The sequence below is a fragment of the Chloroflexus sp. genome (assembly GCF_034432675.1).
Lineage (GTDB): Bacteria > Chloroflexota > Chloroflexia > Chloroflexales > Chloroflexaceae > Chloroflexus.
Genome location: NZ_DAOUBI010000179.1, coordinates 1 through 13,518, shown reverse-complemented (window position 1 = coordinate 13,518; position 13,518 = coordinate 1). Strand labels below are relative to the sequence as shown.

Here is a 13,518-nt window from a genome sequence, read left to right as displayed (position 1 = left end):
GTCTCGTCGTTGCGTGCCTGTTCGTTGCTCATCAGCTCCACCTCGTCATCTGACTACTGCTCAGTATGTCATCTTGGTGGTCTGACTGTCCAGGGGGGCAGTATAACGCGGTGGTGATTGAGAAGTTACACGGCAACGGGATGCTGGTCAGGGGCAAGCTCGCCCGGGCCAGTAGCAACGTGGGCGTTAGCATGGTCCGCTTGCAGATCGAAGACAAAGCCAGGCGATACGGTACCAAGCTGATCATTGCCGACCGCTGGGACCCAAGCAGCCGTTTGGGTTCGTCCTGGGGCTGGAACCATGAGGCGCTGACGTTGACCGACCGGGAAGGGACGTACCAGGCGTGCGGCACCCACCATGACCGCGATCACAACGCAGCGCTGCACCTGAACCGGCTGGCAACCGTACCTGCCCTACCCGTGGCGAGTCCGTCCAGGAATGGCGGTACGATGGCAGCGAGGGTCGTTGCTGTAGGCGGAACGGTACGCCTGTCAGATACGAATACGGTCGCCAAGATGCGTCGGGGCAGGAAGAGAACCGTATGTTCGCGCACGTTCTTGATAGCAGGATCGATATTCAACTGACCGCCTAGAAACACGGCGAAGCCCTGTGTCGCCAGCAAACCGGTCGGAACAGCCAGGATCAGTGCCAGCAGGCCAAACAAGGCTGTGGTTGCCATGTACATAAGCGCCAGTGTGCGCGGCCCGGCGCCAATGGCAGCCATCACTCCAAGCTGGCGCGTCTGCTGATTGAGAATGGCGCTGATCGTGTTGATGCTGAGAAAACTACTGGCAACCAGCGCCAGCAGGCCGACAATAGTCATCAGGACGGTAATCACCGGCAAGATCGCCTCTGCCGGATGCTGTAACGGTGGTGTCACATAGGTTTGCAACACCGAATGCCCACTGCGCTCAAGCAGGCGTTCAACGGCCTGGGTCAGGTCGCGAATCGTCGCCAGATCACACCGATCACCGTTGACCACCAGGTACAACTGGTTGTATCCAGCCGGGCCACCCAGCCAGCGCAGCGTCTCTTCGTTCATGTAGATGAACGACTGCGCCGTCAAAACGGCCAGCGGCGTACTCAGATCATGGATCGTACCGGCAATCGGCATCGTCCGTTCGCCAATTCCCGACAGTTCAACAACCACCTCTGCGCCAATGGTGGCACCGATGCAGGATAGTGAAGCACGCTCAAAGAGCAGCGCCCGATCAGGCGGTGGCCATGATCCGGCCTGGGGACGAACAATCCAGATCCGCCGCTGGCCATCATCGGGCAAGACGGTGATCAGAGCGTCTTCCCAACGGCCAGCACTGAGCTGGATGCGGGCCGGTACCACTCGCCGACCCTCGGCTATCGCCACGCCGGGCAACCGGGCAACGGCTGCGACCAGATCGTCATCGAAGGTAGTGGTGGTGATAATCGCACTCGCCGGATCGATGGCCAGAAAACTCTGCCGCAACTCACGCTCGATGACCGTGCGCGTGGTAAGAATGACGCCGAAGGCGAAGACGCCTACCGCGATGGAAAGGACGACCAGGATGGTGCGAGTGGGGGTTGCCCGCAGGTCGCGCCAGATTTTGTGCCAACGAGGACTGATCATAGGCCGTTCTCGCTTGATCAAATTGTCAGGAGTATGGCACATGTTGATTGACCGGTCAATCAAAAAAGATGACGATGTACTGGTGTTTTGCGTCACGGCCAGGGCGATCAGGTTCTACCGAGCCGAATGCTCAGGCCGGTGTAGCGGCGTTCAACATTGGCTGCGGCAATCGCCACCTCAACCGCTCGCCGATCACCAACAATCACGACAAGCTGGCGAGCGCGGGTCACTGCGGTGTAGATCAGGTTACGTTGCAGCAGTGGCTGATGGGACAGCAGGAGGGGAAGGACGACAACCGGGTATTCACTTCCCTGGCTTTTGTGGACGCTGAGGGCGTAAGCCAGGGTGAGATCATCGAGATCGAGACCGTTGTAACGGATGGTTCGACCATCCTCAAAGCGCACCATAACCGTCGGCCCGGTGGGATCAACCGCGACAATCTCACCAACATCACCGTTGTAGACATCCCGATCATAATCGTTCCGCTGCTGGATGACGCGATCACCTACCCGAAAGATGGTGGCGCCACCGTGGTATTCGGCGACACCAGGGCGCTGTGGGTTCAGCGCTGCCTGCAACGCTGCATTGAGGGCAGCAACCCCAGCCACCCCCTTGTGGGTTGGACTGAGCACCTGAATATCACGACGAGGATCAAATCCAAACCGACGCGGGATGCGTTCTACCACCAGCTCTACGGTCAGCGCCGCACACCGTTCGGGTGTTGCGGCTGCGAAGAAGTAGAAATCATCGTACGCACCCCATTCGGGAAGGTGGCCTTCGTTGATCCGGCGCGCATTGGCGGCAATCCCACTGCCGGCAGCCTGGCGAAAGATCGCATCGAGATGCACCCGCGGCACAACCCCACTCTCGATCACATCACCAAGCACACGGCCAGGGCCAACACTCGGCAATTGATCGGCATCCCCCACGATGACCAGATGCGCACCGGCTGGGATCGCCTTCAGGAGCTGATTGGCCAGCACAATATCGAGCATACTGGCTTCATCGATCACCAGGAGATCACAGTCGAGGGGATATTCGGCGTTGCGGCGAAATGCTCCATCAGGGCCATATTCAAGCAGACGGTGAATGGTACGTGTTTCCAGGCCGGTCGCCTCGCTCAATCGCCGGGCTGCCCGTCCGGTTGGTGCCGCCAGCAGGGGACGATAGCCTCTGGCCTGTAAAAGCATGACCAGTGCACGCAAGCTGGTGGTTTTGCCGGTTCCTGGCCCACCGGTGAGCAGCATGACCGGTGTGGTCAGCGCTGTTTGCACCGCACGGCACTGTTGATCGCTGAGATTGATTCCACGCCGTTCGGCAAGATGGGCAAACACTAGGTTCCAGCGGCTAGGGGCATAGCGTGCAGCCAGGGACGAGCGTTGCTGGATCAGGCGGCGAATGGCGTTGGCAACCCCAATCTCGGCAAATGCCAGCGGCGGCAGGTAGATCGGGTAGCGATCAGGATCGGGGTCGGCCACAATTGGATCGCGCCAAAGCTGATTGGTCGCCACCATCTGCGTAAACACATCCGTCACCGCAGCAGTCGTCACTGAAAGCAGGCTGGCGGCACGTCTGGTCAGTTCACCGGCGGGCAGGTAACAATGCCCTTCGTCGGAAGCCTGCGCCAGGGTATAACGCAGCCCGACAGCGATCCGCTGCGGATCATCGCGGGCAATGCCGAGACCGGCGGCAATGGCGTCAGCGGTACGAAACCCAACCCCATCAACTTCATCGGCCAGACGGTACGGTTCCTGTTGCACCACTCGCAAAGCATCATCGCCGTAATGCCGGTAGATACGAACGGCAACCCCGGTAGGAAGACCCAGGTCCTGAAGGAGTAACATCAGGTCTTTGATACGCTGCTGCGCCCGCCATGCCTCGGCGATCAGCACGGCTTTCTTCCGCCCCAAACCGGGTACTTCGCTCAGGCGCTCCGGTTCGCGATCCAGCACCTCTAAGGTGTACCTGCCAAAGGTTTCGGTGATCCGTTTGGCGAGTACCGGCCCGACACCCTTGATCAAGCCGCTGCCCAGATAGCGGCGAATACCATCAACCGTGGCCGGCAGACGACTCCGATAGCGCTGGACGTGAAACTGCCGGCCATGGGTCGGATGATCGCGCCATTCACCTTCGAGAATGAGCTGTTCACCGGGCTGTATACCCGGCAGGTTGCCGATAATGGTTACCGTGTGACGTTTGCCAACCGGACGAAGTTGGGCCACGGTGTAGCCATCGCTTTCACTCTGAAAGGTGATCCGTTCGAGGGTGCCGTCAAGCTGCTGCATAAATGTATCGCTTGTTTGGCGTGCGGTTCAGGTCGGCAAACGACTCTCTGCCCGCACGTCCGATGTTGATGATGTCTGGCATTCACAATTATAGCGAAGCTGTCTGAGATAACGTCAGACACGCCCCCACCCCGGCTCGCCCCTGCTGGGGTGCTATGCATTACCCATACCTGGTATCAACCACGTGCGTATCAGCGGGTATAATCGCTATGGGTACTATTGTGGGCGACTGGCCCGGTGACAGTGCGCTGTTCCAGCCGTGGTATCACGTGCTGAATAGGTTGCCTTATCTCTTTGAGTTCTTGCTGTATCAGTTTCACTTCAGTTCCAGCCGTGGTATCACGTGCTGAATAGGTTGCCTTACACGCGCATCATGTGCGTGTCGCGCAGTTTGGAGTGCGGCAGCATGGCTGCCGCGCCAGCCGTGCTCACGATCCGGGGCGTGGTACGCCGATACCTCTCCAGGTCACGGCGGTGCTGAATGTGCTCGTGCCGATCATCGAGTTAGTCAGGCATGCATGCGATCTATGCGGGTAGACGTTATGTTGCACCAGGTTCGTGCCTGCGCATCAGCGGCCACGGCCAGCCCCTGCCGGCGGTGGAGAGGATGCCTGTACGCAGGCTGGAAGCCTGCGCCACGGGGAGCGCTTGCAGTCCGGCATGACGCAGCGTGACATGTGGGTAATGTATAGGGGTTAGGTTGGGCGAGAAGTGTCTCCTCCCCCCAGCGGGCGGAGGTTGGGAGGGGGGCCGGGATTGAGGTGATCGGAAACCATGATAGCACACGCCTGTCACTACTCCCCATTCCCTACTCCCCCAGCAGTGGGAGATTGGGAGGTTGATATCTCCTCCCCCCAGCAGTGGGAGATTGGGAGGTTGATATCTCCTTCCCCCAGCGGGGGGAGGTTGGGAGGGGGGCCGGGATTGAGGTGATCGGAAACCATGATAGCGCACGCCTGTCACTACTCCCCATTCTCCACTCCCCCAGCGGGGGGAGGTTGGTATGAGAGACACCACTCCTCACTCCTGCTAGAAGAGGCGCAGCAGCAGGTAATCTTGAACCGGCGTTCCCTGACTGCTGTCACACCAGATGTACGATCACTCAAGACGCACAATATGCGGTGTGGAGAGACCGTACAGCACGGCAACCAGGTTTTCGGCAGCCAGTGTTGCCATGCGCAATCGCGTGGTCACCGTGGCACTGCCGACGTGCGGAGTCAACACCACGTTGGGAACGGTAAGCAGTGGATGGTCTGGGCCAATCGGCTCGCGTTCAAAGACATCCAGCCCGGCGGCCCATGGCCTGCCGGTGCGCAACGCGGCCACCAGCTCGTCTTCGCGCACCAGCGGCCCACGCGCTACGTTGACGAAGATAGCGGTTGGCTTCATACGGGCAAATTGCGCGGCCCCGAACATCCCCCGCGTCTCGGCGGTGAGCGGTGCCGTTACCACGACAACATCACTCTCGGTCAGCAGATCGTCCAGAGTGCGGTACTCCGCCCCGATCTCGGCTTCGAGGAGCAGATTGCGCCGACGATTGTGATAGCGCAACTGCATCGCAAACCCGCGCCCACGCCGCAACACCGCCTGCCCGATCCGTCCGGCGCCGACTACACCCAACACCCGGCCATAGATGTCCTGGCCGACCATTTGGAGCGGATACCAGGGACCCCATTCGCCCCGTTCGATCATCTTCTGGCCTTCAACAACCCGCCGCGCTGCGGCCAGCAGCAACGCCCAAGCCAGATCGGCGGTCGTCTCGGTCAACACATCGGGCGTGTTGGTGAGCGTAATCCCTCGTGCGGCCAGCGCTGCCCAGTCAATATTGTCGTAACCGACCGCCATAATCGACACTGCCCGCAAATGCGGAGCGGCGGCCACAACCTCACCATCAATCCGATCAGTGATCAGGCACAGCAGACCCTCGACCGTGGCAACACCCCGCAATAATTCATCGTGAGGGATCGGGGTTTCCGCCTGATCCCACAGCGATACGGTACAGTGTTCGTGGAGAATAGCCATCGCCGGCTCAGGCAGGCGCCGGGTAACAAAGACACGAGGTTTGGCTGTGCGCTCCATTGATCACCCTTTACCGACCAGAATGGCGTGAACCTGGGGTGGCCCGTGAATACCCAGTGAGAGGGTCATTTCAATGTCGGCGGTACGCGACGGGCCGGTAATGAAGGTCAGGTTGCTGGTAGGGCCAAAAATCTCGTCGCCGTAGCGCTGTACCAGCAAGGCCAGCGCTTCGCCGAGACCGCGTACCAGTTGGTGTTCAAACACAATCGCGATATGACAGGGCGCGAGCAACGATGCCAGCCTGGGCCGACCAGGGCCGTGACGGAGCAGCATCGTCCCGCTTTCGGCAATCGCCAGCTCGACCCCGGAAAGACAGACCGGTACCGGCTCCAGCTCTTGCAGGCGCGACTGCCGAACGTCGCCACGGATGTTCGTGACGGCGGGTACCACACCACGAGCGCTCAGTAATGCTGATAAACCGGGCAGACCGATCTGGTCGAGGTCCCAGCCGATCACCTGACTGGCCTGGTTCTCTTCCAGTAACTGCTCGATGATGTCTAGCGCATCTTCAGCAGTAGCGACCCGGTAGGCTTTCCCCTCAAGTCTGGTCAGCTCAGTGACAAATTGTTCGGCCAGATCGCCTTGTGGCGGCAGGACGAACGGTGGCGGTTCATGCGGTGCACGGGTGGCTTCGGCCAGAAGCTGTGGCCGGTTCGCGTGCAAGCTGGTGCGAATATTGGCAAGAATCTGATCTCGGCTCATGCCTGTGCTCCAATCGGGCGTTCGTAAAACAGCGACAGCGGATCATCGGTGTACGGGCCAAAAGGGCCAATCCGGTAAAAACCGGCCTTTTCGTAACACCGGATGGCCGCATCTTGCAAAATACCGGTCTCCAGCCGGAGCAGGCGGCACTGGTGTTCCGCTGCAAAGCTGATTATCAACCGACCGGCCAGCCCCATTCCTCGAAAAGCCGGTCGCACATACATCCGTTTTAGTTCGCCGTAATCCGGGTAGAACTGAATCCCCCCGCACCCGGCGGCTTCACCGTTAACCCGCACGACGAAAAAGGCAACACCTGCGGCGATCAACTGCTCAACGCTATACCCGTACTGGCTTTCTGGCGGGTAGAGCGGTTCCAGCTCCGCTTCCAGTTCACCGATCAGCGCCAGGGCATCACTGCTATCAGGTCGTTCGGCCTGGATGGTGATCTCCATACGCATATCAGGCTTGTTCCTCATTCCGGCGCTGCTTCTGGCGTTCGGCCCACAATTCACGAAACGTTTTCGGTGGTGGTGCGGGAAAATCGCGTTGCTGCGTCCACAAATGCAAGGGTGGCGGCAGGCGACGAAAACGACCTTTCCGCGCCAGAATCCGGCTAAAGAAACGCGCCGCCTTGCCACTGGCGCGATACAGCGCCGGATGGGTCATCATCAGGGTATAGCCACTAATCGCCACTTTTTCAATCGGATTCGCCTTCCCCGCCTTCACGGCATCGGCCCGGTGGCGCAACAGCATATCGGGGATAGCGATCCGCACCGGACAAACCTCCTGGCACGCCCCGCAGAGCGAGCTGGCCTGCGGCAACAGGTAGGCGTCGGGAAGATCGGGTTGCAGCAGGGGTGTGAGAATCGCTCCAATCGGGCCGGAGTAGACCCCACCGTAGGCGTGACCGCCAATCGCCTGATAGACCGGGCAGGCGTTCAGGCAGGCACCACAGCGGATACAGAGCAGCGACTCGGCGTACTGACCACCCAAAATCCGCGAGCGGCCATTATCGAGCAAGACCAGGTGAAACTCTTCAGGACCGTCCTCTTCACCGGGCCGGGCCGGGCCGCTGATCAGGCTGGTATAGACACTCAACTTCTGGCCAGTTGCCGAACGCGCCAGTACCTGCAACATCACCCCCAGATCGGCGAGACGGGCAACAATGCGCTCGATACCCATAATCGCCACGTGAATCCGGGGCACCGTCGTCGAGAGACGCGCATTCCCTTCGTTCTCGACAATCACAATCGCACCGCTATCGGCCACACCAAAATTGACCCCACTGATCCCCATATCGGCCTGCAAAAAGCGTTGGCGCAACGCCTGACGGGCCGTGCGGATCATCGGCGGTACTTCGGTCGTCGGCTGCATACCGAGATGCTGCGCAAACAGCTCACTGACCTGCTCGCGCGTCTTGTGAATGGCAGGGGCAATAATATGCGACGGCGTCTCACCGGCCAGTTGGATAATGTACTCGCCCAGATCGGTTTCGACAACTTCAAAACCGGCGTACTCCAGCGCCTCGTTGAGATGAATCTCCTCCGAGGCCATTGATTTCGACTTCACAATACTCTTCACGCCACGCGCACGCGCCAGATCGATGATATAGCGGCGAGCCTCTTCACCATCGGCGGCCCAGCACACATGCCCGCCTCGCGCTTCAACATTCGCCGCCAGTTGCGGCAGCAATTCATCGAGATGGGCCAACGCATGCGCCCGAATCGCCCGCGCCTGATCGCGCAGCCGGTCGGCATCACTCAACGCACCAATCGCGCCGGCGCGATTACCGACAAAGCGCGTCGTCGCCCGCGTCAACGCCGTCTGCAATAACTCATCATGCAGCGCATGATCAACGCGATCATAGAAAGCAATTGTCTGCACCATACTGTCTTCTTTCAGGCACATCAACGATGAGCGACGGTCAGGCAATACCCTAACCCACCGTCATCCCTGACGTGCATCAACCATATTCGCCAGAACCTCGGCTAGATGGCGGGCACGGATCGTACTCTGTCGTCGGGAAAGTCCACCCGCAATCTGCGTCATACACGATACATCGCCGGTCACGAGCACATCGGCGAGGGTTGACTCAATCGCTGCCAGTTTGTGTTCGAGCATAGCCGTTGAAATGTTAGCCTGCTTCACCGCAAACAATCCGCCAAACCCACAACACTGATCACAACCGGGCAGCGGAACCACTTCAGCACCTTCCACTCCGCTCAGCAACGTCCGCGCCTGATTGCCCAGACCCAGAAAACGCAAGCCGTGGCAGGCATCGTGATACGTTAGCCGGCCCTGAAAGCGCGCACCAACATCGGTCACTCCCAGTACATCAACCAGATATTCGCTCAACTCATACGTGCGGTGAGCCAGTTCATCAGCAGCGGCAGCAAACGGTGTATGGGCAAACAATTCGTGGTAGAGATGGCGAATCATCGCCGCACACGATCCTGACGGTAAGACAACATCGCCTCTACCACGCAATACTTCAAGGGTGCGCCCGGCAACTGCATAAGCATCATCACGGAAACCGGCATTAAACGCCATCTGCCCACAGCACAGCAGGTCATCCGGTACGTCAACCGCTACTCCCTGCTGTTCCAGTAAACTGGCCGCAGCCAGTCCAACGGTTGGGTATAGTTGATCAACGATACATGTGGCAAAAAACGTCACTTGACGACGGCCGACAGTCACGGTCTCGTCTCCTCTGAGGCTGAAAGAGCACTGATATTGGTATTATACCAAAACTTCACGGAAGCACATGAAACGAGCAGAGTGACCCGGCAAAGGGTTACGGCGTGCAGGAAGAGCGCTGTTTCCGCTACTCGGTACAACTTGATGAGATACATTCTACCCTTACCCCACCCTAACGTTATGGTATAATACATGTAGCATCGTCGCGCTCAGGTTTAACCTGAGCGTTTTTTGCGCCAACCAACGGCCAACAGTAACGGAACAGGTATGATTCAGCGAACTGATTTACGGAATATCGCGATTATTGCGCACGTTGACCACGGCAAGACCACCCTGGTCGATGCGATGTTGAAACAGAGCCGAATCTTCCGCCAGAACCAGCAGGTGGAAGAGCGCGTGCTCGACAGCAATGCGCTGGAACGCGAACGAGGTATCACCATTTTGGCGAAGAATACCGCGGTGAACTACCGCGGCGTGAAGATCAATATCGTCGACACACCCGGCCACGCCGACTTCGGCGGCGAGGTGGAGCGGGTGATGAATATGGTTGACGGCGTACTCCTGCTGGTCGACGCGGTCGATGGCCCGATGCCACAAACCAAGTTTGTGCTGCGCAAAGCATTGCAGGCCGGTCACCACGCCATCGTTGTCGTCAATAAGATCGACCGGACCCAGGCCCGCCCCAACCACGTCGTCAACGAGACGTTCGATCTCTTCGTCGATCTCGGCGCCACCGACGAACAGGCCGAATTTGCCACCATCTACACCAACGCCCTCCTCGGTCACGCCGGTCGTTCGCCGCTCAAGCTACACGACTCGCTGGAACCGCTCTTCGAGTGCATTCTCGACCGTATCCCACCACCAACGGTTGACGTTGAAGGGCCGGTGCAGTTCCTCGTCACCACCAGCAGCTACGACGAATACAAGGGCAAGATTCTGACCGGACGACTGGTGCGAGGGACGATCCGCAAAGGCCAGCCACTCGTGCGGATTGCTCGCGATGGTACCATCTCGCCGGTTAAGGTCAGCCAGATTTTCGTCTACAACGGCCTTGAGCGCCAGGAAGTAGAACAGGCCCAGGCCGGCGACATCATCGCCATTGCCGGGATTAGCGATGCGGCTATCGGCGACACCATTGCCGATGCCCTGGCCCCCGAAGCGCTGCCGCCGATCAAAGTCGAAGAGCCGACCGTGCGCATGACCTTCGGCGTCAACACCAGCCCCTTCGCCGGGCGCGAAGGTACTTACGTAACCTCGCGCAAGCTGCGCGAGCGCCTCTTCCAGGAGATGGAGCGCGATGTAGCGCTGCGCGTTGAGGAGACCGACAGCCCCGATGTCTTTATCGTCGCCGGACGAGGTGAGTTGCATTTGGGTATCTTAATCGAGACCATGCGCCGCGAAGGCTACGAATTTCAGGTCTCAAAACCCGAAGTAATCTTCCGCGAAGCACCGGATGGAACGCGCCTCGAACCAATGGAGCTGGTCGAGATTGAAGTGGCGAGTGAATATCAGGGGGTGGTAGTCGAACTGCTCGGCAAACGCCAGGGCCAGATGCGCGATATGCGGATTTCAGAAGACGGTTCTGTGCATTACGTCTATCTCGTGCCGACCCGTGGCCTGCTCGGTTTTCGCCAGCTCTTCCTGACAGCGACACGCGGCACCGGCATAATGCACAGCATCTTCTTCGGCTACGAACCGTATGCCGGCGAGATCGAAATGCGTGCCAACGGCAGCCTGATCGCGGCAGAGAGCGGCGTCGCCACCACCTACGCCATCCACGCCCTGCAAGATCGTGGTGTCTTCTTCATCACCCCCGGTCAAGAGGTGTACGAAGGCATGGTCGTCGGGCAACACATCCGCGACAACGACCTGGAAGTCAACGTCTGCAAAGAAAAACACCTCACCAACATGCGCAACAACCGTGGCGCCGAAACGATCCGGCTCGATGCGCCGCGCCAGCTCTCGCTTGACGATGCCATCGAATACATCAGCGACGATGAGCTGGTCGAGGTGACACCCAAAGGCTGGCGCATTCGCAAACGCCTGCTCAACTCCGATGACCGTCGGCGCGAGAAGAAGCGGCGCGAACTCGCCCTCAGCGAACGCTAAAATACTCATCCTTTTCTCATTTTTCTTTAACCTTCTCTTTATGCTGCCCGTCGATACTATGGAGCGACGGGCAGCGTGCATCTGTATCTGCACCCGGAAACCGTCCCTCATGCTGCACGCCTCGTCACTTGCACCTGACATACGACCGACGGCGCTTGAGCCTGCGCTACGCCGTCACCCCGTAGACACCTTCGGGCCGTGGGGAAACTCAGAGGCACCTGATAACGTCTCATAAGTAGCCATCACGGTTCACATAACAGACATCGGCAGTGTTTACCGATGTCTAAGGAGGTAGAATGAGGAACCCTACCACGATTGGCCGCAGTGCATCTGACTCAATAGTGCTCTACCTGAACGAGATCGGCGCTGAGCCGTTGCTGACATTTGAGCAGGAACAGCACTTGGCCCAAACCTTGAGTCAGGGCCGGCGAGCAGCCGAGCGTTTGCAAAACGAACCGCTGCTCCCACTGGCTGAAAAGCAACGCTTAATGGCGCAAGTTCATGCCGGCGAACAGGCCCGTGCCCAACTGATCAACTCAAACTTGCGTCTGGTCGTGAGCATTGCCCGCCGTTATCAGGGTCACGGACTGAGCCTGCTCGATCTAATCCAGGAAGGGAGTGTTGGCCTGATGCGCGCCGTTGATAAGTTTGACGCCAGTCGTGGGCTGAAGTTTTCCACCTACGCCACGTACTGGATTCGGCAGAGCATTGGCCGAGCCATTGCCGACCACAGCCGCACCGTGCGCCTCCCCGTTCATCTCGGCGAACGGCTCAGTCGGCTTTCGCGCCTGCGCCAGGAACTCTCGCAACAGCTCGACCGCGAACCAACCCTGGAAGAGCTGGCCCAGGCTGCCGGCCTGAGCGTAGAGCAGGTCGAACGGGCCGAACAGGCCGGTCTGGCGCCGACCTCACTCGATGAACCACATACTGAAGACGGTGGTGGCGCACTGGCCGAAATCCTGACCGATCCGCTCCAGCCCACCCCCTTCGACGAAGTGAGCGAGAGCATGCTGCAAGCCGATGTCCAGCACGCCCTGCAACAGCTTTCGCCGCGCGAACGCAGCATCCTACGCCTGCGCTACGGACTGGACGGCGAGCCGATGCACACCCTCGAACAGATCGGACAGCGCCTCCGCCTGACCCGCGAGCGTGTGCGCCAGTTGGAACACGAAGCCCTGCGCAAACTGCGCGATCCATCCCTGCACCCACAATTGCAGGGTTATGTGAACGAAGAATAATCACCCAGCGCAGCAATCATCCCGCTACAGGTGCGTCGTTGGCCAACGGCGCGTCGTGTCATGTTGAGAGTGGTGATAGCCGTACAAATTCCTTCCATCCGCAGCCGAAAGCACCCGCCTCCGGCGCACCAGCCTGGGAGCACCCGCCTCCGGTGCGCCCAGCGGCGTACCACACCCCTGCACCAACTCACGACAGCAAATACCATCCCACCCTATCCCGCCCCCAGCGGAGGCGGAATAGGGTGGGGGCGGGTCGCAGCCAACATCACGCCAGACAGCACCAAACCAAACCCCAGCGACCCCGAAGCTGGGAGTGTGCGCCTCCAGCGCACCCAACGGCGTACCGCCCCCCTGCACCAACTCACGACAGCGAATACCATCCCACACAAGACATTCCCGCCCCCGCTGAGCTATGCATTACCCATAACTGGTGTCAACTACGTACGTATCAGCGGGGATGATCGCGATGAGTGCTGTTGTGAGCGACTGGCCCGGTGACAGTGCGCCGCTCCAGCCGTGGTATCACGTGGGGTTGCCTTACACGCGAATCATGTGCGTGTCGCGCGGTGTGGAGTGCGGCAGCCATGCTGCCGCGCCAGCCGTGCTTGCGATCACGTGGAGGTCGCAGCGGTTATCCCGCAGCTCTGCGCCCAGTGGGATCACGTGTCAGGGTCGATACCGTTGCCGACCACCATTACCCGTGTCGCGTCGTTTGGAGTGCGGCAGCCATGCTGCCGCGCCAGCCGTACTCACGATCCGGCGCGGATTGCAGCGGACTCCCGCGCCGGTACGTGCCCCTGATGAT

At 59.6% G+C, this 13,518-nt stretch carries 9 protein-coding genes and 1 pseudogene; 3 read left to right on the top strand and 7 right to left on the bottom strand.

Going from position 1 to position 13,518, the window contains the following annotated elements; all coding sequences use genetic code 11:
* Positions 1-65: 65 nt before the first annotated feature.
* A pseudogene (locus tag VAE55_RS19170) lies at positions 66-329 on the top strand (hypothetical protein); the annotation flags it as partial.
* A gap of 38 nt (positions 330-367) precedes the next feature.
* On the opposite strand, the gene VAE55_RS13505 reads toward VAE55_RS19170, so the two are convergent.
* From VAE55_RS13505 to VAE55_RS13475, 7 genes are all read right to left on the bottom strand, one after another.
* Positions 368-1,603 (bottom strand): ABC transporter permease, encoded by a 1,236-nt coding sequence (locus VAE55_RS13505; RefSeq protein ID WP_322816295.1) that lies wholly within the window; start codon positions 1,601-1,603, stop codon positions 368-370.
* A 107-nt stretch (positions 1,604-1,710) separates the two neighbouring features.
* On the bottom strand, positions 1,711-3,888 hold the full coding sequence (locus tag VAE55_RS13500) for an ATP-dependent RecD-like DNA helicase (protein ID WP_322816294.1): 2,178 nt from the start codon (positions 3,886-3,888) through the stop codon (positions 1,711-1,713).
* Between the two features lie 1,098 nt (positions 3,889-4,986).
* Positions 4,987-5,967 carry a D-glycerate dehydrogenase gene (locus tag VAE55_RS13495; RefSeq protein ID WP_322816293.1) on the bottom strand — a complete coding sequence of 327 codons (981 nt, stop codon included), beginning with the start codon at positions 5,965-5,967 and terminating at the stop codon, positions 4,987-4,989.
* A 3-nt stretch (positions 5,968-5,970) separates the two neighbouring features.
* Positions 5,971-6,669 (bottom strand): lactate utilization protein, encoded by a 699-nt coding sequence (locus VAE55_RS13490; RefSeq protein ID WP_322816292.1) that lies wholly within the window; start codon positions 6,667-6,669, stop codon positions 5,971-5,973.
* Positions 6,666-7,127 carry a GNAT family N-acetyltransferase gene (locus tag VAE55_RS13485; RefSeq protein ID WP_322816291.1) on the bottom strand — a complete coding sequence of 154 codons (462 nt, stop codon included), beginning with the start codon at positions 7,125-7,127 and terminating at the stop codon, positions 6,666-6,668. Before VAE55_RS13485 ends, VAE55_RS13490 begins: the two co-directional genes overlap by 4 nt.
* A 1-nt stretch (position 7,128) precedes the next feature.
* Complete coding sequence (locus tag VAE55_RS13480; protein ID WP_322816290.1) at positions 7,129-8,556, bottom strand: LutB/LldF family L-lactate oxidation iron-sulfur protein; 1,428 nt, start codon at positions 8,554-8,556, stop codon at positions 7,129-7,131.
* Positions 8,557-8,616: 60 nt separating this feature from the next.
* Complete coding sequence (locus VAE55_RS13475) at positions 8,617-9,366, bottom strand: (Fe-S)-binding protein (protein WP_322816289.1); 750 nt, start codon at positions 9,364-9,366, stop codon at positions 8,617-8,619.
* Positions 9,367-9,633: 267 nt separating this feature from the next.
* Between VAE55_RS13475 and typA the strand changes: the two genes are divergently transcribed.
* Complete coding sequence (gene typA, locus VAE55_RS13470; RefSeq protein WP_322816288.1) at positions 9,634-11,475, top strand: translational GTPase TypA; 1,842 nt, start codon at positions 9,634-9,636, stop codon at positions 11,473-11,475.
* Between the two features lie 296 nt (positions 11,476-11,771).
* Positions 11,772-12,713, top strand: coding sequence for a sigma-70 family RNA polymerase sigma factor (locus VAE55_RS13465; RefSeq protein WP_322816287.1), 942 nt, complete (start codon positions 11,772-11,774; stop codon positions 12,711-12,713).
* Positions 12,714-13,518 lie beyond the last annotated feature (805 nt).

What these genes read in the sequence shown, in the direction of transcription:
- typA (WP_322816288.1), top strand. Translation starts at nt 9,634, where the DNA reads ATGATTCAGCGAACTGATTTACGGAATATCGCGATTATTGCGCACGTT.
- VAE55_RS13490 (WP_322816292.1), bottom strand. Translation starts at nt 6,669, where the DNA reads ATGAGCCGAGATCAGATTCTTGCCAATATTCGCACCAGCTTGCACGCG.
- VAE55_RS13465 (WP_322816287.1), top strand. Translation starts at nt 11,772, where the DNA reads ATGAGGAACCCTACCACGATTGGCCGCAGTGCATCTGACTCAATAGTG.
- VAE55_RS13495 (WP_322816293.1), bottom strand. Translation starts at nt 5,967, where the DNA reads ATGGAGCGCACAGCCAAACCTCGTGTCTTTGTTACCCGGCGCCTGCCT.
- VAE55_RS13485 (WP_322816291.1), bottom strand. Translation starts at nt 7,127, where the DNA reads ATGCGTATGGAGATCACCATCCAGGCCGAACGACCTGATAGCAGTGAT.
- VAE55_RS13505 (WP_322816295.1), bottom strand. Translation starts at nt 1,603, where the DNA reads ATGATCAGTCCTCGTTGGCACAAAATCTGGCGCGACCTGCGGGCAACC.
- VAE55_RS13500 (WP_322816294.1), bottom strand. Translation starts at nt 3,888, where the DNA reads ATGCAGCAGCTTGACGGCACCCTCGAACGGATCACCTTTCAGAGTGAA.
- VAE55_RS13480 (WP_322816290.1), bottom strand. Translation starts at nt 8,556, where the DNA reads ATGGTGCAGACAATTGCTTTCTATGATCGCGTTGATCATGCGCTGCAT.